24 protein-coding genes are annotated in these 26042 nt (G+C 50.4%); 11 read left to right on the forward strand and 13 right to left on the reverse strand.

The features are described 5' to 3' along the window. Positions 1-80: 80 nt before the first annotated feature. The 5 genes from rstA to cho form a co-directional block, all read right to left on the reverse strand. Positions 81-809, reverse strand: coding sequence for a two-component system response regulator RstA (gene rstA / locus LVQ79_RS07495; protein ID WP_151993332.1), 729 nt, complete (start codon positions 807-809; stop codon positions 81-83). 75 nt (positions 810-884) lie between these two features. Then, the gene (gene folM / locus LVQ79_RS07500; RefSeq protein ID WP_232864462.1) at positions 885-1610 is read right to left on the reverse strand and encodes a dihydromonapterin reductase; all 726 of its coding nucleotides are present in this window, start codon (positions 1608-1610) and stop codon (positions 885-887) included. Between the two features lie 31 nt (positions 1611-1641). Further along, positions 1642-3024, reverse strand: coding sequence for an amino acid permease (locus tag LVQ79_RS07505; protein ID WP_064518598.1), 1383 nt, complete (start codon positions 3022-3024; stop codon positions 1642-1644). A 187-nt stretch (positions 3025-3211) separates the two neighbouring features. After that, positions 3212-4156 (reverse strand): DUF1471 family protein YdgH, encoded by a 945-nt coding sequence (gene ydgH / locus LVQ79_RS07510; protein WP_232864463.1) that lies wholly within the window; start codon positions 4154-4156, stop codon positions 3212-3214. A 409-nt stretch (positions 4157-4565) separates the two neighbouring features. Then, entirely contained in the window at positions 4566-5393 is an 828-nt protein-coding gene (cho, locus tag LVQ79_RS07515; protein ID WP_151993335.1) for an excinuclease Cho, read from the reverse strand. A 714-nt stretch (positions 5394-6107) separates the two neighbouring features. On the opposite strand from cho, the gene pntA reads away from it, so the two are divergent. The 3 genes from pntA to LVQ79_RS07530 all read left to right on the forward strand — a co-directional run bounded on the left by pntA (position 6108) and on the right by LVQ79_RS07530 (position 9498). Beyond that, positions 6108-7637 carry a Re/Si-specific NAD(P)(+) transhydrogenase subunit alpha gene (pntA, locus tag LVQ79_RS07520; RefSeq protein WP_151993336.1) on the forward strand — a complete coding sequence of 510 codons (1530 nt, stop codon included), beginning with the start codon at positions 6108-6110 and terminating at the stop codon, positions 7635-7637. A 10-nt stretch (positions 7638-7647) separates the two neighbouring features. After that, positions 7648-9036: a Re/Si-specific NAD(P)(+) transhydrogenase subunit beta gene (pntB, locus tag LVQ79_RS07525; RefSeq protein WP_064518602.1), complete on the forward strand. Its 1389-nt coding sequence runs from the start codon at positions 7648-7650 to the stop codon at positions 9034-9036. A 306-nt stretch (positions 9037-9342) separates the two neighbouring features. Beyond that, on the forward strand, positions 9343-9498 hold the full coding sequence (locus LVQ79_RS07530; protein WP_151993337.1) for a Hok/Gef family protein: 156 nt from the start codon (positions 9343-9345) through the stop codon (positions 9496-9498). 133 nt (positions 9499-9631) lie between these two features. Here LVQ79_RS07530 and uspE read toward each other — a convergent pair whose 3' ends face one another. The 6 genes from uspE to LVQ79_RS07560 form a co-directional block, all read right to left on the reverse strand. Then, a complete protein-coding gene (uspE, locus tag LVQ79_RS07535; protein ID WP_064554050.1) occupies positions 9632-10582 on the reverse strand; it encodes a universal stress protein UspE in 951 nt (316 codons plus the stop codon). A gap of 136 nt (positions 10583-10718) precedes the next feature. Beyond that, complete coding sequence (fnr, locus tag LVQ79_RS07540) at positions 10719-11471, reverse strand: fumarate/nitrate reduction transcriptional regulator Fnr (RefSeq protein ID WP_134183258.1); 753 nt, start codon at positions 11469-11471, stop codon at positions 10719-10721. A 198-nt stretch (positions 11472-11669) separates the two neighbouring features. Further along, complete coding sequence (ogt, locus tag LVQ79_RS07545; RefSeq protein WP_232864464.1) at positions 11670-12185, reverse strand: methylated-DNA--[protein]-cysteine S-methyltransferase; 516 nt, start codon at positions 12183-12185, stop codon at positions 11670-11672. A gap of 16 nt (positions 12186-12201) precedes the next feature. Then, a complete protein-coding gene (abgT, locus tag LVQ79_RS07550) occupies positions 12202-13725 on the reverse strand; it encodes a p-aminobenzoyl-glutamate transporter (RefSeq protein WP_232864465.1) in 1524 nt (507 codons plus the stop codon). A gap of 42 nt (positions 13726-13767) precedes the next feature. Continuing rightward, on the reverse strand, positions 13768-15213 hold the full coding sequence (locus LVQ79_RS07555; protein ID WP_232864466.1) for a M20 family metallopeptidase: 1446 nt from the start codon (positions 15211-15213) through the stop codon (positions 13768-13770). Next, on the reverse strand, positions 15213-16523 hold the full coding sequence (locus LVQ79_RS07560; RefSeq protein WP_232864467.1) for a M20 family metallo-hydrolase: 1311 nt from the start codon (positions 16521-16523) through the stop codon (positions 15213-15215). Before LVQ79_RS07560 ends, LVQ79_RS07555 begins: the two co-directional genes overlap by 1 nt. A gap of 175 nt (positions 16524-16698) precedes the next feature. Between LVQ79_RS07560 and LVQ79_RS07565 the strand changes: the two genes are divergently transcribed. Both LVQ79_RS07565 and smrA read left to right on the forward strand, forming a co-directional pair. Next, on the forward strand, positions 16699-17595 hold the full coding sequence (locus LVQ79_RS07565) for a LysR family transcriptional regulator (RefSeq protein WP_232864468.1): 897 nt from the start codon (positions 16699-16701) through the stop codon (positions 17593-17595). A 57-nt stretch (positions 17596-17652) separates the two neighbouring features. Next, positions 17653-18216 carry a DNA endonuclease SmrA gene (gene smrA / locus LVQ79_RS07570; protein ID WP_232864469.1) on the forward strand — a complete coding sequence of 188 codons (564 nt, stop codon included), beginning with the start codon at positions 17653-17655 and terminating at the stop codon, positions 18214-18216. Here smrA and LVQ79_RS07575 read toward each other — a convergent pair. Further along, positions 18213-19025: an IclR family transcriptional regulator domain-containing protein gene (locus tag LVQ79_RS07575; protein WP_232864470.1), complete on the reverse strand. Its 813-nt coding sequence runs from the start codon at positions 19023-19025 to the stop codon at positions 18213-18215. The genes smrA and LVQ79_RS07575 overlap by 4 nt on opposite strands. 170 nt (positions 19026-19195) lie before the next feature. Here LVQ79_RS07575 and LVQ79_RS07580 point away from each other — a divergent pair, with 170 nt between their 5' ends. The 6 genes from LVQ79_RS07580 to pcaC are packed head-to-tail and all read left to right on the forward strand — an operon-like array spanning position 19196 to position 24266. After that, the gene (locus LVQ79_RS07580) at positions 19196-19879 is read left to right on the forward strand and encodes a 3-oxoacid CoA-transferase subunit A (RefSeq protein ID WP_232864471.1); all 684 of its coding nucleotides are present in this window, start codon (positions 19196-19198) and stop codon (positions 19877-19879) included. A gap of 10 nt (positions 19880-19889) precedes the next feature. After that, complete coding sequence (locus LVQ79_RS07585) at positions 19890-20546, forward strand: 3-oxoacid CoA-transferase subunit B (protein WP_232864472.1); 657 nt, start codon at positions 19890-19892, stop codon at positions 20544-20546. A 9-nt stretch (positions 20547-20555) separates the two neighbouring features. Further along, complete coding sequence (gene pcaF, locus LVQ79_RS07590) at positions 20556-21758, forward strand: 3-oxoadipyl-CoA thiolase (protein ID WP_232864518.1); 1203 nt, start codon at positions 20556-20558, stop codon at positions 21756-21758. Between the two features lie 9 nt (positions 21759-21767). Next, positions 21768-23123, forward strand: coding sequence for a 3-carboxy-cis,cis-muconate cycloisomerase (locus LVQ79_RS07595; RefSeq protein WP_232864473.1), 1356 nt, complete (start codon positions 21768-21770; stop codon positions 23121-23123). Beyond that, positions 23120-23878, forward strand: coding sequence for a 3-oxoadipate enol-lactonase (gene pcaD, locus LVQ79_RS07600; RefSeq protein ID WP_232864474.1), 759 nt, complete (start codon positions 23120-23122; stop codon positions 23876-23878). Before LVQ79_RS07595 ends, pcaD begins: the two co-directional genes overlap by 4 nt. 1 nt (position 23879) lies before the next feature. Continuing rightward, complete coding sequence (gene pcaC, locus LVQ79_RS07605) at positions 23880-24266, forward strand: 4-carboxymuconolactone decarboxylase (RefSeq protein WP_232864475.1); 387 nt, start codon at positions 23880-23882, stop codon at positions 24264-24266. Between the two features lie 88 nt (positions 24267-24354). On the opposite strand, the gene pcaQ is transcribed toward pcaC, so the two are convergent. Next, positions 24355-25278 (reverse strand): pca operon transcription factor PcaQ, encoded by a 924-nt coding sequence (gene pcaQ, locus LVQ79_RS07610; RefSeq protein ID WP_232864476.1) that lies wholly within the window; start codon positions 25276-25278, stop codon positions 24355-24357. Positions 25279-26042 lie beyond the last annotated feature (764 nt).

Genomic DNA, 26042 nt, shown 5'->3' on the forward strand with positions numbered 1-26042 from the left:
AAAGGAAGTCGTTGAATCAAAGTAACCGCTCATTAAATGAACGGTTACTTATAGTATTAAGCAAATGAAATATTGAGCACCTAAACTTCGCTTTCCCAGGCATGTGGGGCGAATAAATAGCCTTTATTACGCACCGTTTTGATACGAAATGGCTCAGTAGCGCTGTCGTAGAGTTTCTTTCTCAGGCGTGAAATAGCGACGTCAACGCTACGATCCAGACCGTCGTAGGTCACCCCACGCAAATTTTTAAGCAATGCATCGCGATCCATAATTTGCCCCGCGTGAGTCGCCAGTTCCCAAAGTAGATCGAAATCAGCAGTGGAAAGTGTGATGTTCTCTGAACCAAGGGTGACTTGACGATTGACCGGGTCAATACACAACGCACCAAAGCGCATAGCTTTGTGAGGTTTGAGCGCTGTAGGGCTACTTTCGACAGTATGTTGCGCAGAAACGCGTTGGCGTAAATGCAAGCGTAAGCGCGCAAGAAGAACGGCTGGAGGCGTGGTTTTGAGGATATAGTCGTTAGCGCCCATCTCCAGTGACAATATGTGGTTCATATCGCTGTCCAGAGAGGTAAGCAGCACAATCGGGCCATCCCACTGAGGACGCAAGTCACGGCACAATGTCATACCATCTTTGCCGGGGAGCATGACATCAAGCAACACAAGGTCAGGGCGCTGCTGCTGAATTGTTGCTTCAGCGCAATCACCACGGCTTTCAACAATAACGTCAATGTCATGTTTGCCGAGATAAGCGGCGATTAACGCTCCTACTTCAGGATCGTCTTCTACGTATACGATTTTGCTCATAGCCCGATACATTGGATCAAAAAGAAAACATACACTGCAATAGGTTTTAATGCCATAAATCGAGGGTAAACAAAATTATCTAAGTGGGCGGCCGCCATCTACGCAATGGGTGCGGCCTGTCACGTAGCTGCTGTTCAACAGATAATTTACTAACCCAACTATTTCTTGTTCACCAGGCACTATTTTCATCAACGATTTATTCAATGCTGCTTTTCGGTACTCGCTGTCGTCATGCTCATTGAACATGATCATTGCTGGCGCAATGGCATTCACTTTGACTTCAGGTGCCAGTTTGCGGGCAAACGAGCGAGTCATATTATCAAGCGCAGCTTTGCTGGCTGCATAGGCAATGTGCTTATCGCTTCCACGTTCTACAACGTAATCGGTGAAATGAATGATATCGGCACTGGAATGCCCACCTCCACGCAACAGCGGCTCGAGAAGATGATTGAGAAGATAGGGGGTGTTAACGTGAATTTGTAGCATTTCAGCCAGGGTCTGAGCGGGTGACGAGTGAGAGGGCTCGGGAAGCCAGGCACTGGCATTGTGCAGAATGGCACGCAGGCCGTCGCAACACTGTGTGACGTTCAGGGCAAATTGCTCAATACCCTGGTTAGTTGAGAAATCTGCGAACAGGCAAGTTGCCCCTGCCTGTTCTAGCTCATCTACCGCCGGATAACGCGTACGGTAGCTGATAATGACGGGTTGCTTTTGAGCCAGGAAGTGTCGCGCCAGTGCCAGGCCAATTCGTTTACCGGCACCAGTAATCAAAATGGGACGGGCGGATGATGTTATCTCCATCGACGACTCCTTACTGTTGTTTTCTGGTGATTTACTTCACCAGTACCCATGTTGCAGGAAACGCAGCCACCAGCATCAGGAAAATGACAGATCTTTCCTTGAAATTAAGTTTGATGTCATGCGTATGCGTGCTGCGCGTATACATAAAGACTAATAATCCCGGCGCATACAATACCACCGAAAGCAGTAAATGCATGGGGCCTGATGCATACAACAGCCATAAGCCATAAATGCATGCCCCAAAGCCAATTGCTTTATGCAGAGGGCGGGTCGACACTTTTAGCAAAAAGGCACCGACCAGGAAGTAGGGAACCAGAATCATCTCTGAAGCGATCGTTAGCAGCGTGTTGTAATCTGAGCCCGTCAACCAAATCAAAACCAGGCAAATCTGGACACTAATATTGGTAAGCCACAGCGAAGCAGACGGTGCATTATTCTTGTTCTGACGAGCAAAAATCTTCGGGAAGGCTTTATGTGTGGCTGCAAGATATGGCACTTCTGCGGCCATGATAGTCCAGCTCAGATAGGCACCACACACTGAAACAATAAGTCCAGCAGCGATAATAACTTCACCCCAAGGGCCCATCATTTCGACCATTAATCCGGCCATCGAAGGATTGCGCATACCGGCGAGTTCCGGACGGGCAATTACCCCCAACGAAAGCAATGTGACGAGCAGATACACGCCTAATGCCGCAGTCACAGCAAGAAGTGTTGCTCGCCCGACATCATTTTTATTACGCGCACGAGCAGAAACCACCACTGCACCCTCAACACCAATAAATACCCAAAGGGTAATCAGCATGGTGTTCTTGACCTGTTCCCAAACGGGAACACCTAGCGCAATCCCGCTAAAATCGAGGGTGAAGGTACGAAGTTTAAAGGCCAAAGCGGCGAGAACGATAAACAGACCTAACGGCAATAACTTCGCAAGTGTGGCAACCAGATTGATACTGGCCGCCGTTTGCACGCCGCGAAGTACCAGGAAGTGAACCATCCACAGTAGCACCGATGCCCCAATAATCGACTGCCAGGTATTCCCATCACCAAACAAGCGCAGTTCCGGCGTATCGGTGAAGAAACTCAGTGCGGAGAAAACAATAACCAGATAGGAGACATTGGCGATCACTGCACAAAGCCAGTAGCCCCATGCGGAGAAGAATCCGATCAGTTCGCCAAAACCTTCGCGAGCGTAAGTAAAAATTCCGCCGTCCAGATCGGGCCGCAGGCGGGTTAGCACCAACATTGCCAGCGCCAGCAACAAAATACCTGCACCGGTAATGGCCCAGCCAATCAGTAATGCTGAGGGACTGGCTACACTCGCCATGTTTTGCGGCAGGCTAAATACACCAGCACCGAGCATCGAACTCAATACCAATGCAGTTAATGCGGCGAGGCCAAGTTTCTTTTCCATAGCAGTCCCGTGATATTCAAATAAGACCCAGAATAATTATCATGTTTTTATGCATAAAAATGGTGGGTAACACTAAGGCGCGGAATTTTACGGAGTGTAGACGCTGCTTGCAATGACATGAGCCATAAAATGCTCGGGAAATAAAAAAAGGGCGGCTGAGCCACCCTTTTTGCTACAAAAGCTGCGCTTATTTATACAAATCAGCGCTAATTGTCATGTTACCGCCACGTTCATCCCATTGACGAGTGATGTGGTAGTACTTCGCACCTTTCTTGGCCGCACGTTTTGCAACCTGGTAAGAAATTTCAGTACCGCTGCTATAGTGGCCAGTGAATTTCACGCTATCAAATGGAACCATTTGAGCGGCAGTCACTTTGTTCAGTTCCTGAATTTTAGTGCCGTCTGGTAGCGTTACAGTGTAACGCCCGCCTTGAGTGGTTTGTGTTTCAAAGAAGCGACCAACATCAGAGCTTGGTGTGCTGGAGCTTGCAACCCCTGGGATCTCAACTTTGGCGGCTGCAGCACCACCGGCAGCCAGCGCCGCTTTACCTGCTTCTGAATCAGCAGGAATCACGTCAGCGCTTTGCAGAACACGTTTCTTGGCATCTTTTTTATAGATGAAAGCGGTAATACGTTGGTTACCACCGGAGTTAGCATCAATCTGGCGCACAATAAAGAAGGAGTCCGCACCTTTTTCTTTAGCTACACGAGTGATTGCATCATTAACTTCAGGTTGGCTGCGATAAAAGCCCTGAATTGTCACTGTATCGAATGGTTCAAGAGCATATGCCTGGTTTTTCGGTAACTCCGTCACACCATTAATAACGCGGTTGGACGTCTTTTCGGCTTTAGGGGCATCAGCATGATACACATCAGCGACTACGCGCCAGTTACCGCTACTGCTGGCATCACTTGTACCCTGAACATAGAAAGATGCGGCGCCGATCTTATCCGCACGACGGGAAACAGCATCGACAGCGTCACCAATCGAATTGAAACGACCAGTGATAGTAATGCGATCAAATGGTTTAAGAGCTGCAGCTTGATCCGGTGTCAGTTCCGTTGCCGCCTGAGCAGACAGCGCCGTTAAGGAAATCAGTGCTGATGCCAGAAGGGTGTTCTTGAGCTTCATAAAAATAGTCCTTCGCCTTGCGCAAAATGAATACAAATACCGCATTCTCTGAGGGTTACCTGTTAGCCGCCGATTATTGCATTGAAATAGTGGCTAATCTACAACTGATTGATTTAGCTTGCGTTATCAAGTTAACTTATTGATAAAAGGGCATAATAGGGGCATGGTAGCCGTTTATGCATTACCAATCTTGCTATTCAAAAGACTGACTTGATCAGCATCTAATCCTGAAATCCACGCAGAGTAGACCGTATATACCATTTGCGCATTCTCGTGTCCCATCTCTCCGGCGATAAAAGCAGGATTTGTACCAGCTGAAACCGCCCAGTAAGGGTATATATGCCGTATTTGGTTAGCACGGTGTTTATCTCAACAAAGATATGAAGCAAAGAGCAGTAGAATTTGCCAGTCAGTCTAGCTCAACGATTTTTACGGCATCGCTCTGGAAAACATATCGACAAAGAATCTTGTAACTGTCCCGGTCAAAATGTGAGGGGGGAGTAACCATTGCTTTACCTGACTCCAGAGTGTTTACCGTTCCCAAATACAGCCAGTTATTCAATATATGGTACTCAGTTTGATCTCCTGATTTCTCTTTTATAGCAATGCGTCCGGGGTATGGCCAACTCCGGACTCTTATCGATTCAAGAGAACTTCTAAGCCGTTCCTGGTGATGCTCAATAGTCTCTTTCCCGCAACACGCACCCGCACATTTGTTCAACGAGAAACGGAAACACGGCCTGCCAGCAGTCAACTTTTCAAGGCCTAATACCCCACAACAAAGTTGTTCCTTGTCTGCCAACTCTCTTAACTGGTCTATAGCTGCATGCCTGGTTTTAAACAGCCCAAATAAGCCATTAACATTTGTGAAGTCGGTTTCGCTGCTGAATACAAATTGTGTTGTTTGGTCAGTAATACGAAGAGAACAAAGCTTTCTCGTCACTCGTAACCTTTTGTTGAAGAGTGGGCTGTGATTCTTTATGAGTTGGGACTCAAGTAACAGGGCGCCAATTTCACCAATGGTTTGGTGAAATTCAATACGAGTGGTCATGTGCAGTAATTTCGCTTCAGATTGTGTTCTGAAATGCGACTGAACACGACTACGAATGTTGATGCTTTTCCCGATGTAGAGAGGAAAGCTTTGATCCGAACCGTAGAAAATATATACACCAGGACTTGATGGAAGAGTTTTAAGTGTATGACGAAGATGCTCTGGATACTGGTACTGTAGGGTCATGCTTTTATTAGCTAATTTATTTGAAAGTGGGGTTGATCAAAGGCGGCTGCTTGAGACGTCTGTAGATTGCGCGTGTTTTAATCAGTTCATCGTAATGTTCTCTCATCATTCATGCAACTTTATGGCGTGTGTTAATTCCGCATAGGATTGGTTTGTTTCATTGCTTTTATCGCGGACTGAGGCTTCAGATAAAGGGCTTAAAATTCGGTGTTCTATGACGAAAGGGGCATGAAAAGTGGAAAAAATTGTGTAAGTTGGCAGGCTTAAGGTTGTAGGTTGCAACGTGTAACTGCCTGCGGTATCTCGCACCCTGCAATTATTGATTTCAGCTACTTTTCATAACGAAAATTTATAGCTTCATAAAAGAGTGCTTTGACCAGTAAAAGTGGTAAAGCTTACAACTTAATTGGTTAATGTAATGTTAAATGTGCAATTTGCAGCGGCGCAGAATCGTGAATTGCCGCACTGATGAAGCGTATTATCAGGTGTTGTAGATGAAAATTAGTCGAAAAGAGCTGTCTTAAGGCTCTGGAGCTAAATTTTTACGATAATGATACAAATACTGAGATCCTGATCTAGATCACAGGCGTTATTTTCAGTAGGTTATAAATAGTTTGTTACAGATGTATTTTTAATTGAACTGGTAACGGAACTGACGATTGCCAAGGCAATGTCTGACAAACCATCAACAAAAATCAGATGGAAGGGAATACTATGCGTATTGGGGTACCAAAAGAGCGGTGGGCGGGCGAATCCCGCGTGGCAGCCACGCCAAAAACAGTGGAGCAATTGCTGAAACTGGGCTTCACCGTCACAGTCGAAAGCGGCGCGGGTAAACTGGCGAGCTTTGATGACGAAGCATTTGTACAAGTTGGCGCGACCATTTCGGATACCGCTGACGTCTGGCAATCTGACATCGTTCTGAAAGTGAATGCACCGCAAGATAGCGAAATTGAGCTATTGCGTGAAGGTTCCACGCTGGTGAGCTTCATCTGGCCTGCTCAGAATCCTGAGTTGCTCGAAAAGCTTGCCGCTAAAAATGTCACCGTAATGGCGATGGATTCCGTGCCACGTATTTCACGTGCGCAGTCGCTCGATGCCCTAAGTTCAATGGCTAACATTGCGGGTTATCGCGCAATTGTTGAAGCCGCTCATGAATTTGGCCGCTTCTTTACCGGGCAAATTACCGCTGCGGGCAAAGTACCACCGGCGAAAGTGATGGTCATCGGTGCTGGTGTTGCGGGCCTTGCGGCGATTGGTGCAGCTAACAGCCTTGGTGCTATTGTGCGCGCCTTCGATACTCGTCCAGAAGTTAAAGAACAAGTGCAAAGTATGGGTGCTGAGTTCCTTGAACTGGACTTTAAAGAAGAAGCAGGCAGCGGTGATGGCTACGCCAAAGTGATGTCTGAAGCCTTCATTAAAGCCGAAATGGAGTTGTTTGCAGCCCAGGCGAAAGAAGTCGACATCATCGTTACTACGGCGTTGATCCCAGGCAAACCGGCTCCAAAACTTATCACCCGTGAAATGGTTGACTCCATGCAAGCGGGCAGCGTGATTGTCGATCTTGCAGCGCAAAACGGTGGTAACTGCGAATATACCGTTGCCGACCAGGTGACTGTAACGCCAAACGGTGTGAAAGTTATTGGTTACACCGATCTGCCAGGACGCCTACCAACGCAATCCTCTCAACTTTACGGTACCAACCTGGTTAACTTGCTGAAACTGCTCTGCAAAGAGAAAGATGGCAATACCGTGATTGATTTTGAAGATGTTGTCATTCGTGGTGTGACGGTTATTCGTGATGGAGAAGTCACCTGGCCGGCACCGCCAATTCAGGTTTCTGCACAGCCTCAAGCTGCGGCGAAGAAAGCCGCTGTTCCTGTCGAAGATAAAAAACCGGCTTCACCATGGCGCAAATATGCGTTTATGGCGTTGGCGATCATTCTGTTCGGCTGGCTTGCTGACGTTGCGCCTAAAGAGTTCCTCGGCCACTTCACCGTGTTTGCGCTGGCGTGTGTTGTTGGTTACTACGTTGTATGGAATGTTTCACACGCTCTACATACGCCCCTGATGTCGGTCACTAACGCCATTTCAGGGATTATTGTGGTGGGTGCATTGCTGCAAATTGGTCATGGCGGCTGGGTTAGCTTCCTGAGCTTTGTTGCCGTACTGATTGCCAGTATCAATATTTTTGGTGGTTTCACCGTCACTCAGCGCATGCTGAAAATGTTCCGGAAGAACTAAGGGGTAACACATGTCTGGTGGATTAGTTACAGCAGCATACATTGTTGCCGCTATTCTGTTTATTTTCAGCCTGGCGGGGCTGTCAAAACACGAAACATCTAAGCAAGGCAACTTGTTCGGTATGGCCGGTATGGGTATCGCATTGGTTGCGACCATCTTCGGGCCAGAAACTGGCAACGTGGTCTGGATTATCGTTGCCATGGTGATTGGTGGTGCCATCGGTATCCATCTTGCCAAGAAAGTAGAAATGACCGAGATGCCGGAGTTGGTAGCAATTTTGCACAGCTTCGTGGGTCTGGCTGCGGTTCTGGTTGGCTTTAACAGCTATCTGGATCATGCTCCTGGCCTTGAGCCGATTATGGAAAACATCCACTTAACGGAAGTCTTCCTCGGTATCTTTATTGGTGCGGTGACCTTCACGGGCTCCATCGTGGCGTTTGGTAAGCTGCGCGGTAAGATTTCCTCTAAACCGTTAATGTTGCCACATCGTCATAAACTGAACCTCGCGGCGCTGGTTGTTTCCTTCGCTATGCTCATCATCTTCGTGCGTACTGAAAGCGTTGGCTTGCAAGTATTAGCATTGCTGGTGATGACTATCATCGCACTGATTGTTGGCTGGCACCTGGTTGCGTCAATTGGTGGTGCAGATATGCCAGTTGTCGTCTCAATGCTGAACTCCTACTCCGGTTGGGCAGCAGCAGCAGCAGGTTTTATGCTCAGCAATGACTTGCTGATTGTAACCGGTGCATTGGTTGGTTCTTCCGGTGCGATTCTGTCTTACATCATGTGTAAGGCAATGAACCGTTCCTTCATCAGCGTAATTGCCGGTGGTTTTGGTACTGACGGTTCTTCTACTGGTGAAGATGACGAAGTCGGTGAGCATCGTGAAATCACAGCTGAAGACACAGCAGACATGCTGAAAAACTCAACGTCTGTGATCATCACTCCAGGGTACGGCATGGCTGTTGCGCAGGCGCAATATCCGGTGGCAGAGATTACTGAGAAGCTGCGTGCGCGTGGTATCAAAGTTCGCTTCGGTATCCACCCGGTTGCTGGGCGTTTGCCAGGCCATATGAACGTTCTGTTGGCTGAAGCCCGTGTTCCGTACGATGTGGTTCTGGAAATGGATGAAATCAACGATGATTTCACCGATACCGACACAGTTCTGGTTATCGGCGCGAATGACACCGTTAACCCGGCCGCGCTTGAAGATCCGCGCAGCCCAATCGCTGGTATGCCAGTGCTGGAAGTGTGGAAGGCGCAAAACGTAATCGTCTTTAAACGTTCAATGAACACAGGTTACGCAGGTGTGCAGAACCCGCTGTTCTTTAAAGAGAATACTCAAATGCTGTTTGGCGATGCCAAAGCCAGCGTTGAAGCGATTCTTAAAGCGCTCTAGTTTTTTTTATAATAGTGCGAGCCGCATACCATAACCGCCTTTCGGGGCGGTTTTTTTCCGCGTGTCTATCACTCAAGTGAATGAAATATTACATTTAACTGACTGAATCTATAGAAAAATAATGTAGATGAGATAAGGTGTGAGGAGTAAAGTATCACCGGGTGCTGAAGCTGTTTGCTTCAATGCCAGTGGTGAAAAGCAGACAGAAAAAAGCCCCGAGTTAGTTAAACCAACCCGAGGCCCTCTCATGCATAGACACCATGATAGTAGCCTCTTCACTTTGTGTTTGCAACGCAGGAGGCGAAGATGTCGTCAAAGAACAGGTTGTTCACCGTTATCGTTATCTGTTTGACAATTCTCATGATTATTTTTCTGGTGAAAGATTCACTGTGTGAATTTCACTATCGAAAAGGAGGCATTGAGATGGCGGCATTCTTAGCTTGTCACAAGTCGCAATCGTGAAGTTTTGAGGTCAGTGGCGGGAATGAACTTTTCCCGCCACACATGGGTATCTGGTATGAGATTCAGCACGCCACCCAACAAAAAGCCCGTTCATATTAATGAACGGGCTTTTCTTTACCGATTGAACGACAAATCAATCGTCTTCTTCATCATCCATTTCTACCGGTGTTTGGTAATCATCAGGTTTGATGACCAGCAAATCGCAGCGCAAATGGTCGATAACTTGTTCGGCAGTATTGCCAAGGAATGCAGCAGAAAGACCGGTGCGTCCTACAGTGCCGAGCACCACAATACCCGCTTGCAAATGTTCCGCGAGATCAGGAATAACCTCTTCCGGTAATCCTTTCTCGACGTGAGTCATTTTCTCATCGATTCCAAATTTTTGGCGTAACGCTTTCATCGCAACTAAATGCTGGCCGCGAATGGCATCGTTATAAACGCTTGGATCAAAATCAGGGAGTTCGATGGCGATGTTAATTGGAGTAATTGGATAAGCACCAACGAGGTGAACTTCAGTGTGGTTAACATCCTCGGCCAGGCGAATAGTCTCTTTAACCAGCTTTTCATTGAGCGCGTTGTGGTATTGCTCTTCACTGGCAAGGTTGACCGCAACGACCGCTCGGCCGCCTTCAGGCCACGGTTTTTCATTAACCATCCATACCGGGCTTGGGCACTTACGCAGCAGATGCCAGTCGGTTGGTGTGAAAATTACCGCTTCCAGTTTATCGTGCTGATGCGTCATTTTGAGCACCAGGTCATGACCACCGCTGATCACTTCCTGAATAATCGCCTCGAAGGGACGATTATGCCAAACCACTTTAATCTCAATCGGTACACCCGAATCGATGTAGTACTGGGCTTGTTCTTTTATCCAGGCCGCACGCTGGCTAATCACGCCTTTGCGCATAGCTGTGCGTTCATCTGGTGACAGAAGGGTGGTCATTTCGTAGGAAAAATCATAGATAGGCAGAAATGCTTTGATCCTGCCACCAATCCGTTGATGCAAATAAACAGCACGCCGCAGGGCGGGTTGATCGTCCTGATTAGGATCTATAGCGACTAGCATGTTTTGATACTTTGCCATACAGGTCTCCTTACAACTGATTAACCACAGTCTGTAAATTAAGATTAACCCATATGCGATGAATGAAACAGGTGATAAGTCTCTGTGGGATCAATAAATCAGGAAAATTTTATGATCCCACATAGGAAAGCAGATACTAGGCGACGTTACGCGATTGACCAGCGAGTTGTGCAAGAAGATCGATATTTTCGATGGTAATGTACTTACCTTTCACCGCCAGCATGCCACTTTTCTGGAAACGGCCTAACAGGCGACTAATGGTTTCCACCGTCAGCCCAAGATAGTTACCGATATCGCCACGAGTCATGGTCAGACGGAATTCCCGAGGGGAGAAGCCGCGCTGGGCAAAGCGACGTGAAAGATTGTAGATAAATGCGGCCAGACGCTCTTCTGCATTCTTTTTGGAAAGCAGCAAGATCATATCCTGGTCACCCTTAATTTCGCCGCTCATCAAACGCATCATCTGCTGGCGCAGATTTGGCATTTTACCCGACAAATCATCAAGGGTTTCAAATGGGATTTCGCAAACCATTGAGGTTTCAAGTGCTTGCGCAAAGCTTGGGTGCATACCCGTGCCAATAGCGTCAAAGCCCACAAGATCGCCTGCTAAATGGAAGCCGGTAATTTGCTCGTCACCTTGCTCAGTAATGGTGTAGCTCTTGATGGTCCCTGAACGAATTGCGTACAGCGACTTCAGCTCATCACCAGCCTTAAACAGGGTTTGTCCTTTCTGAATAGGCTTCTTACGCTCGATGATATTATCAAGCTGATCAAGCTCATGTTCATTGAGCGTGAAGGGGATGCATAATTGGCTGATGCTGCAATCCTGGCAATGGATAGCACAACCGCCAGACTGAATGCGTCGAATAATTCGCTTTTCAGGGATCATAGATATGCTCGGGCCGTTATTGATATTGGTCAATTTTAACATCTTTTTCTTGAGCACGTAAGTATGATGAAAGCGCATTCAGAATATATCAGCTAATAACCTTGTGGTTATAGAGCTATCCTATTGAAATTAATAGAACTGTATATTAATCCATATTATTATTGTGTGAATAAAGAACATTCCTCTGCGCTTAGGGTGCTACAGCAACAAATATCCTTCATGCCGCAGTAACCACTCTTTCCTGCTTACGCCTCCCGCATAACCCGTCATTGTGCCATTACGGCCAATCACTCGATGACATGGAACCACCACGCTGACCGGGTTTGAACCATTTGCAGCACCCACTGCACGCGCTGCACCCGGCCTGCCAAGTTGGTCTGCTAACTGCCCGTAATGCATGATTTGCCCGCAAGGGATTGTGCGCAACGTTTGCCATACTTCGCGCTGAAATGCCGTTCCCGCCGTCGCGGTAGGGAGCGTTTCAATCACCGCTAAATCACCCTCAAAATAATCGCGCAGCTTGCCGCTTAATCCATCTGGATTCGTGCAAGCCACACGTTGATAGCCGCCAGAGCCATAATGAAGACCCAGTAGTTGCACCATTCTGTCGCTATGTTCTTCCCATTCCACCGCACGCAAATGGTACTGCTCGTCGCAAATGACCCATAACGGCCCTAATGGTGTAACGATCTTGTCTTCCAGCAATGTCAGCATTGTTCGCTCCGGTTAATTAAAGATGCGGGTAAACTCCCGGCCCAATCGGCAAGCCAACAAGATACCACGCCACCAATAGCAGCAACCAGACACCCAAAAAGATGAGGGGATAAGGTAATACTAAAGAGTAATAAGTCCCTAATTTGGCATCGGGTTTATAACGTTGCAGGAAGCCTAAGAATAATGGAATAAACGGCGAAACCGGTGCCAGCGGGATAACCGAAGAGTCTGCCACGCGGAACAGAATTTGCGCGAACGCGGGGTGGAAGCCCAGCATCATAAACATCGGCACGAAAATCGGTGCCAGAATCGACCAGATAGCCGAACCGCTGGCGATAAACATACACAGGAACGACGAAAGCAATGCCAGACCCAGGAAAGCCGGAATACCGTTTAGCCCGGAGCCTTCCAGCACATCGGTCAGCCCGACCGCCATAAACTTGCCCATATTGCTCCAGTTGAACATCGCCACAAATTGCGCCAACGGGAACACCATCACGATAAAACCGGCCATCTCCTTCATCGGCTCAATCATGAGCTGCGGCAAATCAGCCTGTTTACGGATTTTCCCGGTCGCAATGCCATAGGCCAGAGAGATGACGAAGAAGAACAGAATAATCAGCGGCACAATTCCGCTAATAAATGGCGATGGGATAATCGTGCCTTTCACCGGATCACGCAGCAAACTGTTTTCCGGAATTAAAAGCAGGGCGATAACTGCAATAAACAACAGCGACACAATCCCGGTGACGCGTAATCCAAAGCGTTGTACATCATCAAGTTGTTGCAGTTTTTCTTTGTTTTCACCTTGCCATTTCCCCAGGCGCGGCTCGACGATTTTATCGGTGATCAGGCCGCCGACAATCGACAGAACCAACACCGAGGTCGCCATAAAATACCAATTATCAATCACGCTAACGTGCATCGCGGGATCGATGGTATGCGCGGCTTCGGTGCTAATGCCCGAAAGCAGCACATCGGTTGTCACGATCAGTAAATTCGCGGTAAACCCGCAGCCCACGCCCGCAATGGCTGCCAGCAATCCGGCTACCGGATGGCGACCCACCGCCAGGAAGATCAGCGCCCCCATCGGCGGCATAATCACCAGCGCGGCATCTGAAGAAATATGGCTGAAGAAGGCGATAAACAGCACCATATAACTGGCGTAACGTGCACTCACATGGGACGCCATTTTCACCATCAAACTCGGTAACAACCCGACGCGCTCCGCCAGGCCCGCCCCTAAAACCAAAGCCAGAATCGCTCCTAACGGCGCAAACCCGCTGAAGTTCTTAATCACGTTTGGCAAAAACCAGTGCACACCATCTGCGCTCAGCAAGTTTTTGACCTGCACCATGCTGCCGTCAGCGGGGTTACGAACACTGACGTTGAAAGCAGAAAGCACCGCAGTGCTCACAGACAAAACAACAATCAAATAAACAAACAGCAAAAAAGGATGGGGCACTTTATTGCCAATTTTTTCTACAAGGCTGTACAGCTTGCCAGAGCCGGAGTGCGTGGGTATGGAGGACATACTCATGGGCTTACCTCGGGTGAAGTTGCGATATTGTGTTTTATATAATTATTTTAAAGGTGACGGTGTCACGCCTTCCGGGATCGGGCACTGATAAGGGCGTTCGGCGAGTTGTGCGTGCAACTCGCTTTGGCAGCCTTCCAATATCTTCGGATTTGCAAACAATTGCAGAGCGGTTGCCGCCATCACTTTACCCGCATGTAACATCCCTTTATGGGCAATCGACGTGCGTCCCTGGCTCACTAATTGCCAGGTGTGCAGCGGGGTGCCGACGGTAAAGCACGGGCTAAAGCATTGTGCGACTGGCACCTTCCAACTCACATCGCCAACGTCCGTGGAACCCGGCAAAATTTTGTCATTTGGGGCATAGGGCGCAATTTCGTTAATCAACAACGTTTCACGATGGCGACGCGCAAACATTTTTCCCTCTTCATTGGAGGTGTTAGCAATGTTGTTTAAGCTGTTTTGCAGGTCATTTTCGGTGAACGTAGCGCGAATTCGTTTGGCGAATGCCAGTTCTTCTTCGCTCCATTGTGGCAAGCCAAGTGCTTGTAAAGCCTCGTACATCACGCCTTCAAGCTTGCGATTGGGCAGATAATTGGAACAGGCTTTATCAAAACGAATTTTCACCGAAGTTTCGGTCATCAGCGCCGCACCTTCGGCGATTTTATTGATGCGCTCATAAATATGCTGTGCCTGGGCCATTTCCGGGGCACGAATCAAATACAATACTTCGGCCTGCGCCTGCACCACATTCGGCGAAATCCCTCCGGTATTCGTAATGGCGTAATGCACACGCGCTTTTTCGATGATGTGCTCGTTGAGGAAGTTAGTGCCGGTGGTCATCAGCGTCACCGCATCTAATGCGCTACGCCCGAGATGCGGTGAGTTTGCGGCATGTGCCGCAATTCCGTGGAAGCGATACGCCACCTGAATGTTCGCCAGCGAACTGGTACTGAACATCCCGGCATAGGCTTCCGGGTGCCAGGTCACGGCCGCGTCAACATCGTCAAATAACCCTTCGCGCACCATAAACGTTTTGCCGGAACCGCCTTCCTCGCCAGGGCAGCCGTAAAATCGTACTGTTCCGCCAGCGCCATATTGTTCAAGCCAGTTCTTCACCGCTACCGCGCCTGCAAAGGCCGCCGTACCCAGTAAATTGTGACCGCAACCGTGTCCGTTAGCATCTTCAACCAGCGGATTTGGTGATGCTTCGCCTGAACACTGGCTTAATCCCGCCAGCGCATCGTATTCGCCGAGCAGGGCGATAACGGGTTTACCGGAACCAAAACTCGCCACAAACGCAGTTTCGATATTCCCGGCATTGCGCTCAACACTGAAACCCTCTGCTTCCAGCGCGCAGGCCAGGCGTTCCGCAGACCAGTGCTCTTCAAAACGGGTTTCCGGGTGATCCCAGATATCATCGGCGATCGTGGTAAACTCGCCGCGTTTTGCTTCAATCGCATCATCGACAAACTGATAAATCGAACTCATCACACACCTCGCGGCCACGGGAAATTAAGTGCGAGGCGTGCCATGGTATTCACGGCAACTTCCATCACGTTTTCATCAAAATCAAACTTCTCATTGTGATGACCGGCGCTCAATTCGGTGCCGAACACCATGTAAGAGGCTTTGCCGCCTTGTTCCTGCACGCGCGCCATCATCAACGTCGCATCTTCGGAACCTGCTGCGCCTTTTACGGTGTCGACCACTTCTTTTACGCCATTCACCTCTAACGCCTGTTGGTGGATAAATGCCACCCATTCTGGCGATGGCACGCTGCTGGTCGCGGCACCCATTAACTTCACGTCAGCTTCGATGCCATACATCGTTGCCACGCCGCGAATGATTTCCTGTGCCCGGTCAAACACATAGTCATTGATTGCGCTGGTTTCGCCACGAGTTTCCACTTTCAATAAAGCCTGCGCGGGAACCACGTTGCGCCCGCTGCCAGCCTGCAAAACGCCGACGTTAACGCGTGATGCGCCCGCACTGTGCGGCGCGATGCTGTGCAAAGCCAGTGCGGTTTGCGCGGCGGCGAGCAGGGCGTTACGGCCTTCTTCCGGCTTGCCGCCCGCGTGTGCCGCGACACCGGTAAATTCCACATCAAACTTGGTGGTTGCCATAAAGTTATCGCTACCGCACACCACGGTGCCGGAAGGGATGCCAGTGCCGATGTGAATCGCCGTAAAGTAGTCGATGTTATCGAGCGCACCAGCTGCCACCATGGCGCGAGCGCCACGAGTACCTTCTTCGGCAGGCTGGAAAATGAGTTTGATAGTGCCGTTTAACTGGCTGGAAAACTGCTGCAAAACGGTGGCCAGCCCGAGGCCAATCGCCGTGTGTCCGTCATGGCCGCAGGCGTGCATCATTCCGGTATTGCAAGACGCAAAACCTTCGGCAAACGGGCGGTGCGCAGGCTGGAGCAGCTCACCTAAATCCAGCGCGTCCATATCCACGCGAAACGCCAGCGTCGGGCCGGGACGACCGGTTTCCAGAGTGGCTACAACCCCGGTAAATCCGCCGGAAAAATGGTGGAGCCATTGCGGTAATGCGCCTTGTTCCAGCGCACGTTGTTCTTCACGTGCCAGTACTTCAGCCGATGGCAGCCCCATGCGCGCTGCGTCATCAATCACATCACGACCTAACGCCAGCTGATAACCTAATTGATGTAGCGTCTCAGCAACCAGCGTGGCGGTGCGAAACTCCAGCCAGCCAGACTCGGCAAAATGGTGAAAATCACGCCGCCAGTGCTGCATGCGCGGAGCCAGTTCATGTACTGCCAGTTCTAATTGCGACATAACCCATCCTGTATAAGCATCTTCTGTGATCAACTTCACGCTGTGATAGTTTTTACTTATCGCTCAGCGATATTTGGTAGTTTTCGCCGTCATGGGATTACCCTGGCACAAGAGTTTGAATTACAGTAGATGCTAAAATCTTTCGGCTGATAGCTAATGGTTATCAGGAGGTAATGTGACCTTCCAGGTTAAGCTCCATCAAATCCGCGCGTTCGTGGCGGTGACGCAAAATGGCAGCATTCGCGGAGCCAGCCGGGCGTTAAATATTTCGCAGCCCGCGCTCACAAAATCGATAAAAGAATTAGAAGAAGGGATGTCGGCACGTCTGTTTATCCGGCGCAGCCAGGGCGTGGCGTTGACCGAATGCGGTGAAAGTTTTTACTCTCACGCACGCTTGATTCTCGAAGAGTTACGCGCCGCACAGGAAGATATTTTGCAGCGTCAGGGGCAACTTGCGGGGCAAATCAATATCGGTTTGGGGGCGAGTGTTTCCCGCACATTAATGCCGCCGGTTATCACCGCGTTTCATCAAAAACACCCGCAAGTGAAAGTGCGCATTATGGAAGGGCAACTGGTGTCGATGATCAACTCGCTGCGCCAGGGAGAACTGGATTTCACCATCAACACCTATTATCAGGGACCCTACGACCAGGAATTTACCTTTGAACGGCTGTTTGAAAAACCGTTCGCCATCTTTGGTCGCGAGGATCATCCGGCAATTAACGCCACATCAATAAAAGAACTCCTGCACTACAACTGGACGCTGCCAACGCCACGCGGCAGTTACTACAAACAACTGGAAGAGTTATTCCATAAGCGCTCAGAAATTCCCAATGTCAGCGTGTTCTGCGAAACCTTTTCGGCCTGCATCAGCCTGGTGGCACAAAGTGATTTCCTCAGTATTTTGCCCGCCGAACTAGGCGATGACCCGTTGTTGGCGCACCGACTCAAACAAATCAAAATCGTCGAAACGCTACCGAACGCCACTTACTATTTGATTCAGCGGCGTGATGTGACCCAGGCTCCGTTAACCACCGCGCTTATCAATCAATTTCGCCGCGAATGCCGTTGAGCCACGGCACATCGGCGGCTATAGTGACTCCTGAATAAAGCCTGGAGGATTTTGCCCATGAACCTTGACGAAAAATCGCTGTTTCTCGACGCGATGGAAGACGTGAAACCGCTGAAAGATTGCAACAGCAGCCAGTGGTTAAAACCGGTCAAAGAGAAAGTGGTGCAAAAGCCCGACACGCTTCAATTAGATAACTTCCTCACCACCGGTTTTCTGGAAATTATTCCGCTCGCCGCACCGCTGGAATTTAAGCGTGAAGGGCTACAAACCGGCGTACTGGATAAACTGCGACATGGCAAATACAAACAAGAAGCAAGCCTGAACCTGATTCGCCAGCCGGTTGAAAAGTGCCGTCAGATGCTTTTTGCCTATATTCAGGAAGCCAAAAAAGACGGTTTGCGTAATTTGCTGATCGTTCATGGCAAAGGGCGTGAAGACAAATCACATGCCAATATCGTGCGCAGTTATCTCGCTCGTTGGCTGGTGGAATTTGAAGAAGTGCAGGCGTTTTGCAGCGCCATGCCGCATCACGGTGGCTGCGGGGCGTGTTACGTGGCGCTCAAAAAATCCGAGCAGGCGAAAGCCGAGAACTGGGAGCGCCACGCTAAACGCAGCCGTTAATCTGCCTTCAACAACAACGACAATTCCTGCGCTGCTTCCTGCAACTTAGGCAGTACACGGTTAAGCAATTCCTGGGCGGAAACCTGCCCGGCATGAACGCCAACGTTGAGTGCGGCAACCACCGTTCCTTCAGGATTCACCAGTGGAACAGCAATCGAACGCAGCCCCATCTCCAGCTCCTGATCGTTAAGCGCGTAGCCCTGCTGGCGCACACGCTTCAACTCCTCGCGAAGCTTACTGACCGAATCCACCGTCTGCGGCGTATAACGAATCATCGTAATCCGCGCCAGGAAATCATTGAGTTGTTCTTCCGGCAAATAACTCAGCAACACGCGCCCCATGGACGTTGACCACGCGGGGAGGCGGCTGCCGATATCCAAATCAATGGTCATGATGCGTGAGCTGGAAGCGCGGGCGATATACAGAATATCGTCGCCATCCAGCGTTGCGATTGAACAGGACTCGTTGAGCATTTCACTCAGATGTTTGAGCACCGGTTGCGTGGATTTCGCCAGTGGCGTAGAGGCCAGATAAGCGTGGCCCAGCGATAAAATTCGCGGGCGTAATTGGTAGTATTTTCCGTCTTCGGCGTAGACAAAACCAAGCTTGCCCAGAGTGTACAAACAGCGTCGCACCGCAGCGCGAGGGATCCCGGTCTTCTGGCTAATTTGCGAAATAGACATTTGTCGCCGCTGTGGAGTGAATGCCTGAATTACTTCTAATCCACGAGCCAGGGATGCCATAAAATTCGGGTCGCCCTTAAAGGGATCGACTTCACCTGCTACCGGTTCATCACGTTGAATTTCCATTCCGTTCTCCTCAAATTTCGCCGTTGATCACACTCTGAAAACAAAGATACATGATGTTCGATAATCGCACTACATTTCGATTATCGCCCTTGACCAGCTTCGTTAAGCGAGTCACATTTTGTTCAAGAAACGCAATCTTGTGCGAATAAAGCACCCCAGGGAGAACCGTGATGATCAACAAAACTGTGGCTTCGCTTGAAGAAGCGGTTGCCGGAATTTTCGACGGAGCCACCATTATGATTGGTGGTTTTGGCACCGCCGGGCAGCCCACCCATCTGATTGATGCCCTGATAGAACAGGGGGCACGCGACCTGACAATCATCAACAACAACGCAGGCAATGGCGAAGTGGGGCTGGCGGCATTATTGAAAGCCGGGCGCGTGCACAAAATGGTGTGTTCCTTCCCACGTCAGGTGGATTCACAAATTTTTGATGACCTGTATCGACGCGGCAAAGTCGAACTGGAGCTGGTGCCACAAGGCAACCTGGCGGCGCGTATTCAGGCGGCAGGTTCGGGGTTAGGTGCGGTGTTTACGCCAACCGGTTTTGGAACGCCGCTCGCAGAAGGTAAAGAAACCCGTGAAATCGATGGCCGCCAGTACGTTCTCGAATACCCGCTAAAAGCTGATTTCGCTTTAATCAAAGCCTATGAAGGCGACCGCTGGGGCAATCTTGTCTACCGCAAAGCGGCGCGTAACTTTGGGCCAATCATGGCGACAGCTGCCACCGTCACCATCGCGGAAGTCAGCCGAATTATGCCGTTGGGCGAACTTGACCCGGAAAACATCATCACCCCCGGTATTTTCGTTAAACGCCTGGTCGCCGTCGAAAACTCGCTGGCGCAAAGCGCCTAAGGAGCTGGAAATGAAAAAACTCACTCGTGATGAAATGGCGCAGCGCGTGGCGCGTGATATTCCCGAAGGCGCATACGTGAACCTCGGCATCGGCCTGCCGACGCGCATTGCAAACTACCTTCCGGCAGATAAAGAAATCTTCCTGCACAGCGAAAATGGTCTGTTAGGTATGGGGCCAAAACCGGCTGAAGGGGAAGAAGATCCTGAGCTTATCAATGCCGGGAAAGAGTTTGTGACTTTGTTGACCGGTGGCTGCTATTTCCACCACGGCGACTCGTTCGCCATGATGCGCGGCGGCCATCTCGATATCTGCGTACTCGGCGCTTACCAGGTTTCCGCGCAAGGTGACCTGGCAAACTGGAGCACTGGCGCACCGGATGCCATTCCTGCCGTCGGCGGGGCGATGGACTTAGCCAGTGGCGCACGCCAGGTCTTTGTGATGATGGATCATCTGACCCGCGACGGCGAATGCAAACTGGTGGATAGCTGTTCTTATCCACTCACCGGAATCGGCTGTGTCAGTCGTATTTATACCGACCTCGCAGTGATTGATATCACTGCACAGGGACCCGTGGTACGCGAAATCTTCAACGGCCTCTCTTTTGAAGAATTACAACGTATTACCCCGGTCACCCTGGGCTTCGAACAACTGGCAGAAAGCGCGTAAGGAACTATGATGAATCAAGCATTTATCTGTGATGGAGTGCGTACTCCGTTCGGTCGTTTTAGTGGCACACTGTCCAGTGTTCGTAGTGATGATTTAGCTGCATTACCGCTGAAAGCCTTGATCGCGCGCCATCCAAATCTCGACTGGTCGGCGGTTGATGATGTGATTTACGGCTGCGCAAACCAGGCGGGGGAAGATAACCGCAACGTGGCGCGTATGGCTTTGTTGCTGGCGGGGCTACCAGAGACGGTACCGGGAAGCACCATCAACCGTTTATGTGGTTCAAGCCTTGATGCGCTGGGTGTTGCGGCAAGGGCGATTAAAAGCGGTGAAACGCAGCTGATGATTGCAGGTGGCGTGGAAAGTATGTCGCGCGCACCGTTTGTAATGGGCAAAGCGGAAAGCGCATTTAGTCGCAATATGAAAATGGAAGACACCACCATCGGCTGGCGGTTTATCAACCCGCTGATGAAAGCGCAGTACGGTGTTGATGCGATGCCCGAAACGGCAGAAAACGTCGCGACTGACTTTAATATTAACCGTGAGGATCAGGACGCCTTTGCCTTACGCAGCCAGTTACGCACCGCTCGCGCTCAGGAAATGGGTATTTTTGATGATGAGTTAATTCCCGTTTCTATCGTGCAACGCAAAGGTGAAGCATTGCTGTTTAAGCAGGATGAACATCCTCGTTCCACCTCGATTGAGGCACTGGCAAAACTCAAAGGTGTGGTACGAGCCGACGGCACCGTCACCGCAGGAAACGCATCAGGTGTTAATGATGGGGCTTGTGCGTTGCTGGTCGCAAGCGAACAGGCGCTCAACACTCATGGTTTGCAGCCGCTGGCGCGAGTCGTTGGTGTGGCGACCGCAGGTGTCGCGCCACGGATTATGGGTTTTGGCCCGGCTCCGGCAGTGCGCAAAGTGCTGGCGCAAACCGGGTTAACGTTGGCACAAATGGACGTGATTGAATTAAACGAAGCTTTTGCCGCACAGGCGCTGGCGGTGATGCGCGACCTGGGTCTGCCTGATGACGCCGAACATGTAAACCCGAATGGTGGGGCCATTGCGCTTGGGCACCCTCTTGGTGCATCCGGTGGGCGTCTGGCGATGACCGCCGCGTATCAACTCAAGCGTAGCGGCGGGCGTTACGCGCTATGTACCATGTGTATTGGTGTCGGTCAGGGGATTGCACTGATTATTGAACGCGTTTAAGGAGCTGGCATGACACTGTTTACCCCAATGTTGCGTGCTTCATCGCTCACTGAAATTTTCAGCGATGAGAAGACGTTACAAGGGATGCTGGATTTTGAAGCAGCACTGGCGCAGGCCTGTGCGCAATGTGGCGTGATCCCGGAATCGGCGGTTAATGTCATTTCCGGGCAGTGTCAGGCCACAAATCTCAATAGTGAAGCCTTAGCGCAAGCGGCGGCAGGTGCTGGAAACCTGGCGATTCCTCTGGTGAAACAGCTCACTGCCAACGTAAAACAACAAGATGAACAGGCCGCACGTTACGTTCACTGGGGCGCAACCAGCCAGGATGTGATTGATACCGGACTGGTGCTGCAACTACGCGCTGCATTCGATGCCTCTGAGTTACATATCGGCCAGTTGATCGATGTTTTAGCCACACAAGTCCAACAACACCAGCATAGCGTGATGGCTGGCCGCACCTGGATGCAGCACGCATTGCCGATTACTTTTGGTCTTAAACTGGCAGGAACGCTTGATGCACTTTTGCGCTGGCAGCAGCGTTTGAATGAGATAAAACCGCGTGTTTTGGTTCTGCAATTCGGCGGTGCTGCGGGTACGTTGGCATCGCTTAAAGATCAGGGCATGCCTGTGGCGCAAGCGTTAGCAAGCATCCTTGCGCTTAACCAGTCAGACACGCCGTGGCATAGCCAGCGCGACAGATTGCTGGAAGCCGCCACCTGGTTCGCAGGTGTCAGCAGCACACTCGGCAAATTCGCCAACGATTTTTCGTTACTGATGCAAACCGAAGTTGCAGAGGTAGCCGAGCCGATTGCCGAAGGGCGCGGTGGTTCATCCACCATGCCCCATAAACGTAATCCGGTGAGCTGTGCCGCTATTCTGACTGCCACCATGCGTATTCCGGGAATGATGGCAACGCTGTACGCCAGCCAGAATCAGCAACATGAAAGGGCGCTTGGCGGCTGGCAAGCCGAATGGGAAACGCTCCCACAGCTGATTATGCTGACAGGCGGTGTGATGCAAACCTCGCTGGATTTGATGCGGGGAATGCAGATTAACACCGCGAAAATGCGTACTAACCTGGATATCACTCACGGTTTGATTATGGCGGAATCTGTGACTCTGGCGCTGGCGAAATCAATCGGAAAACAGGCCGCACACCATCTGGTGGAACAACTTTGTCATCGCGCGTTGGACGAAAATCAGCCCCTCGCGACATTGCTCGCACAGCATCCTGATGTCAGCGCCCATCTTTCCGCGATACAAATCGAAAATTTACTCGACCCGCAACAAGCTCTTGGCAGTAACGACACCTTTATCAGCCAGGTTCTGGTGCGGGCGGCACAACAAACCAGGAGGGTAAAATGAGCCTTTATTATCAACTGGAAGGGCGCAGCGGCGCACCGGTTGTAGTGTTGTCGAACTCGCTCGGCACCACTCTTGAAATGTGGCAGCCGCAAATGGCGGCGTTGCTTGAGAACTTCCGCGTGCTGCGTTACGACACGCATGGCCACGGACGTACTACCAAAAACGAGAAAACTACACTGCCACAACTGGCAGAAGATGTTCTCAGCGTGATGGATGATGCGGGCGTTAAGCAGGCGCATTTCTGCGGGATTTCAATGGGTGGTTTGACTGGCCTTTGGCTGGCGTGTTTTGCGCCGGAGCGGTTCCTTTCGATAACCGTCGCCAACAGTGCCGCGAAAATCGGTGAGCAAAGTGGCTGGCTGGAACGCGCGCGAACTGTTCGCCACGAAGGGATGTCGGCGATTGCCAAAAGTGCGCCGTCACGCTGGTTTACTGATGATTTTGTTCACCACCATCATGCGCAAGTCGATGCGTTATGCGCAACCCTGGCCGAGACCAATCCAGAAGGTTATGCAGCCTGTTGTGAAGCACTGGCAGCCGCGGATTTACGTGCAGAAATTGGCAATATCACGCTACCGATGCAGTTTATCGCCGGAGCCAACGACCCGGTTTGCACCGTGGCCGACAGTGAGTTTATGCATCAGCAGGTGCATGGTTCGCACCTTGTCACTATCGAGGCTTCACACCTCTCCAGCATTGAAGACGCGCACGGTTTCAACATCGCGTTGCTTAACTTTATTCAACAGGGCGACTGAGATGAAGGACGAAGAACATTATCAACGAGGCATGGAAGTGCGCCGCGCGGTGCTCGGCGATAAACACGTAGACCGCACGTTGTCACAACTCACGCCGCTAAATGAGGAGTTTCAGGACTTCATTACGCGTTATGCCTGGGGCGATATCTGGACGCGTCCGGGGCTTGAGCGCCACACACGCAGCATGATAACCATCGCGATGTTAATTGCGCTTAACCGTGAGGCTGAGTTGAAAATGCACCTGCGAGCGGCTTTTAACAACGGCGTGACGCGAGATGAGCTCAAAGAACTGATTATGCATTCAGCACTGTACTGCGGTTTACCCGCAGCCAACGCTACTATGCATCTTGCACAACAGGTGTTTGATGAGATGGATGCTGCTGGTTAATTAATGTCGGATGGCGCTAACGCTAATCCGACCTACGAAAACGGTGTTGTAGAGTGGATGAGTCGCATGCGCCATCCACCCTTGTTATTTAACCCGGAATAGATTTCCGAATCGAAGAGAGCAGAATTTGTGCACCCGCTGAAAGCGGTTTATCCACGCGAGTCAAAATACCAATCGGCTCACCAGCACCTTGTGTTGCCACCGGCAACGAGGTCAAAGTTCCCTGGCGTAAATCTTCTTTAACCGCGCCAGATGGCACAAACCACACGTAGTTATAATCCACAGTCAACTGGCGAGAAAGAGATGCGGAAAGCGTTTCAACGCAGCCTGCAGGCATTTTACAACCCTGGCTTGAAAGCAGTGATTCGGCATTCTGGCGTGGAATCGTTCCTTTTGGCGACACCACCACCGGCCACTCCATCACGCGGCTAAGTGTGATGTTTTCATGCAGTAGCGGGTGCCCAGGACGAACCACCAGTTTTAACGATTCAAGAAATAACAGTTCATAGTTCAGCCCGGTCATCAATTCAGGATCTGACATTCGGCCAATGCCTAAATCCAGCTCACCCGATTTTAAACCCGACAGCAGCATGGTGTTATTCATAGTGGCGACTTGCAGCGTAACGTCACTTTGCTGCTTGTGAAACTGGCCGATAACTTTTGGTAATATGCCCAGAGCTGCCGTTGGTAACGCACCAACACGGATAACCGTAGTGTTTTGCCCATCTTTTTGATTAAACGATTGCCCGGCGTGATTGAGCGCATCGAGCACCTTTACCGCATGCGTCAGAAACTGCTCACCCATCAGCGTCATTTGTGCGCCAAGCCGCCCACGCTCAAATAAACGCGTGCCGGTTAGCTGCTCTAATTCATTAAGTGTTTTCGATAATGCAGGCTGGCTAAGATTAAGTGTTTCAGCCGCGCGCCCCAGAGTTCCCTGTTGAGCGACAGCCACGAAAGTATGAAGATGGCGCAAGCGAATGCGCTGACTAAACAAACCGTTTTTTTCCATAACCTGATGTTAAAAACAGACCCGTAGCGCTGACAAGATAAGTTGTTTGATTTTGATAACTTGCTAGCAAAATTTCATTAACATCACTCGATATTTTATAACAATAGGTGAGGGAAGGTTAATTTAAATTAATGATTCGGGTCAGGAGGGGTTTATTGGAAATGGGTGGGTTCCAATAAATATATAGTGATCGGAGGTTTTCCGTTCACCCGTAAATTCTGCGTTCCCGGATACACTTGTTAACGGTGAACGTGTCAGGGGGATTACGGCATCCCCCTGACAACCCCGCCGCCCGGTTTTAAATTGCCGCTGCGCGGTAAACTCCAGCTTATCCCCAACGTTCAGGGTCGTTCGCGACTCGCTCCCGGCGATCGCTCTCTTTCGCTGCTCCCGGCAGCTCAACCCTGACTTATGAGGAACACTGGGGCAATTTATACCGGGACCCAGGGTCAAAACCAGACTAGCTTTTGACCCTGGGTTTCGGTGTTGACCTTTGAGTCCGGCATAAATCGCCTCCGTTTTGACTGTAAGGCCGGGTCGAGCCGTCGGGAACGGCGAGAGGTTGTGATCGCCGGGAGCGCGTCACAACCGACCCTGGGACTGAAAGGAAAAACGGAGGTTTACTGCGAAGCAGCGATTTAATCGCCGGGAGCCGGGATTATCAAGGGTGCTGCGGTAGCACCCTTGATACGTTCACCGTTTCGGTAAGTACAGGGAACACTGAACGTTTAGTGAACGGAACAATCGCTACTCTAACAAAGGAC

Origin of the sequence: Buttiauxella cochleicola, assembly GCF_021282405.1 — a bacterium.
Classification (GTDB): domain Bacteria; phylum Pseudomonadota; class Gammaproteobacteria; order Enterobacterales; family Enterobacteriaceae; genus Buttiauxella; species Buttiauxella massiliensis.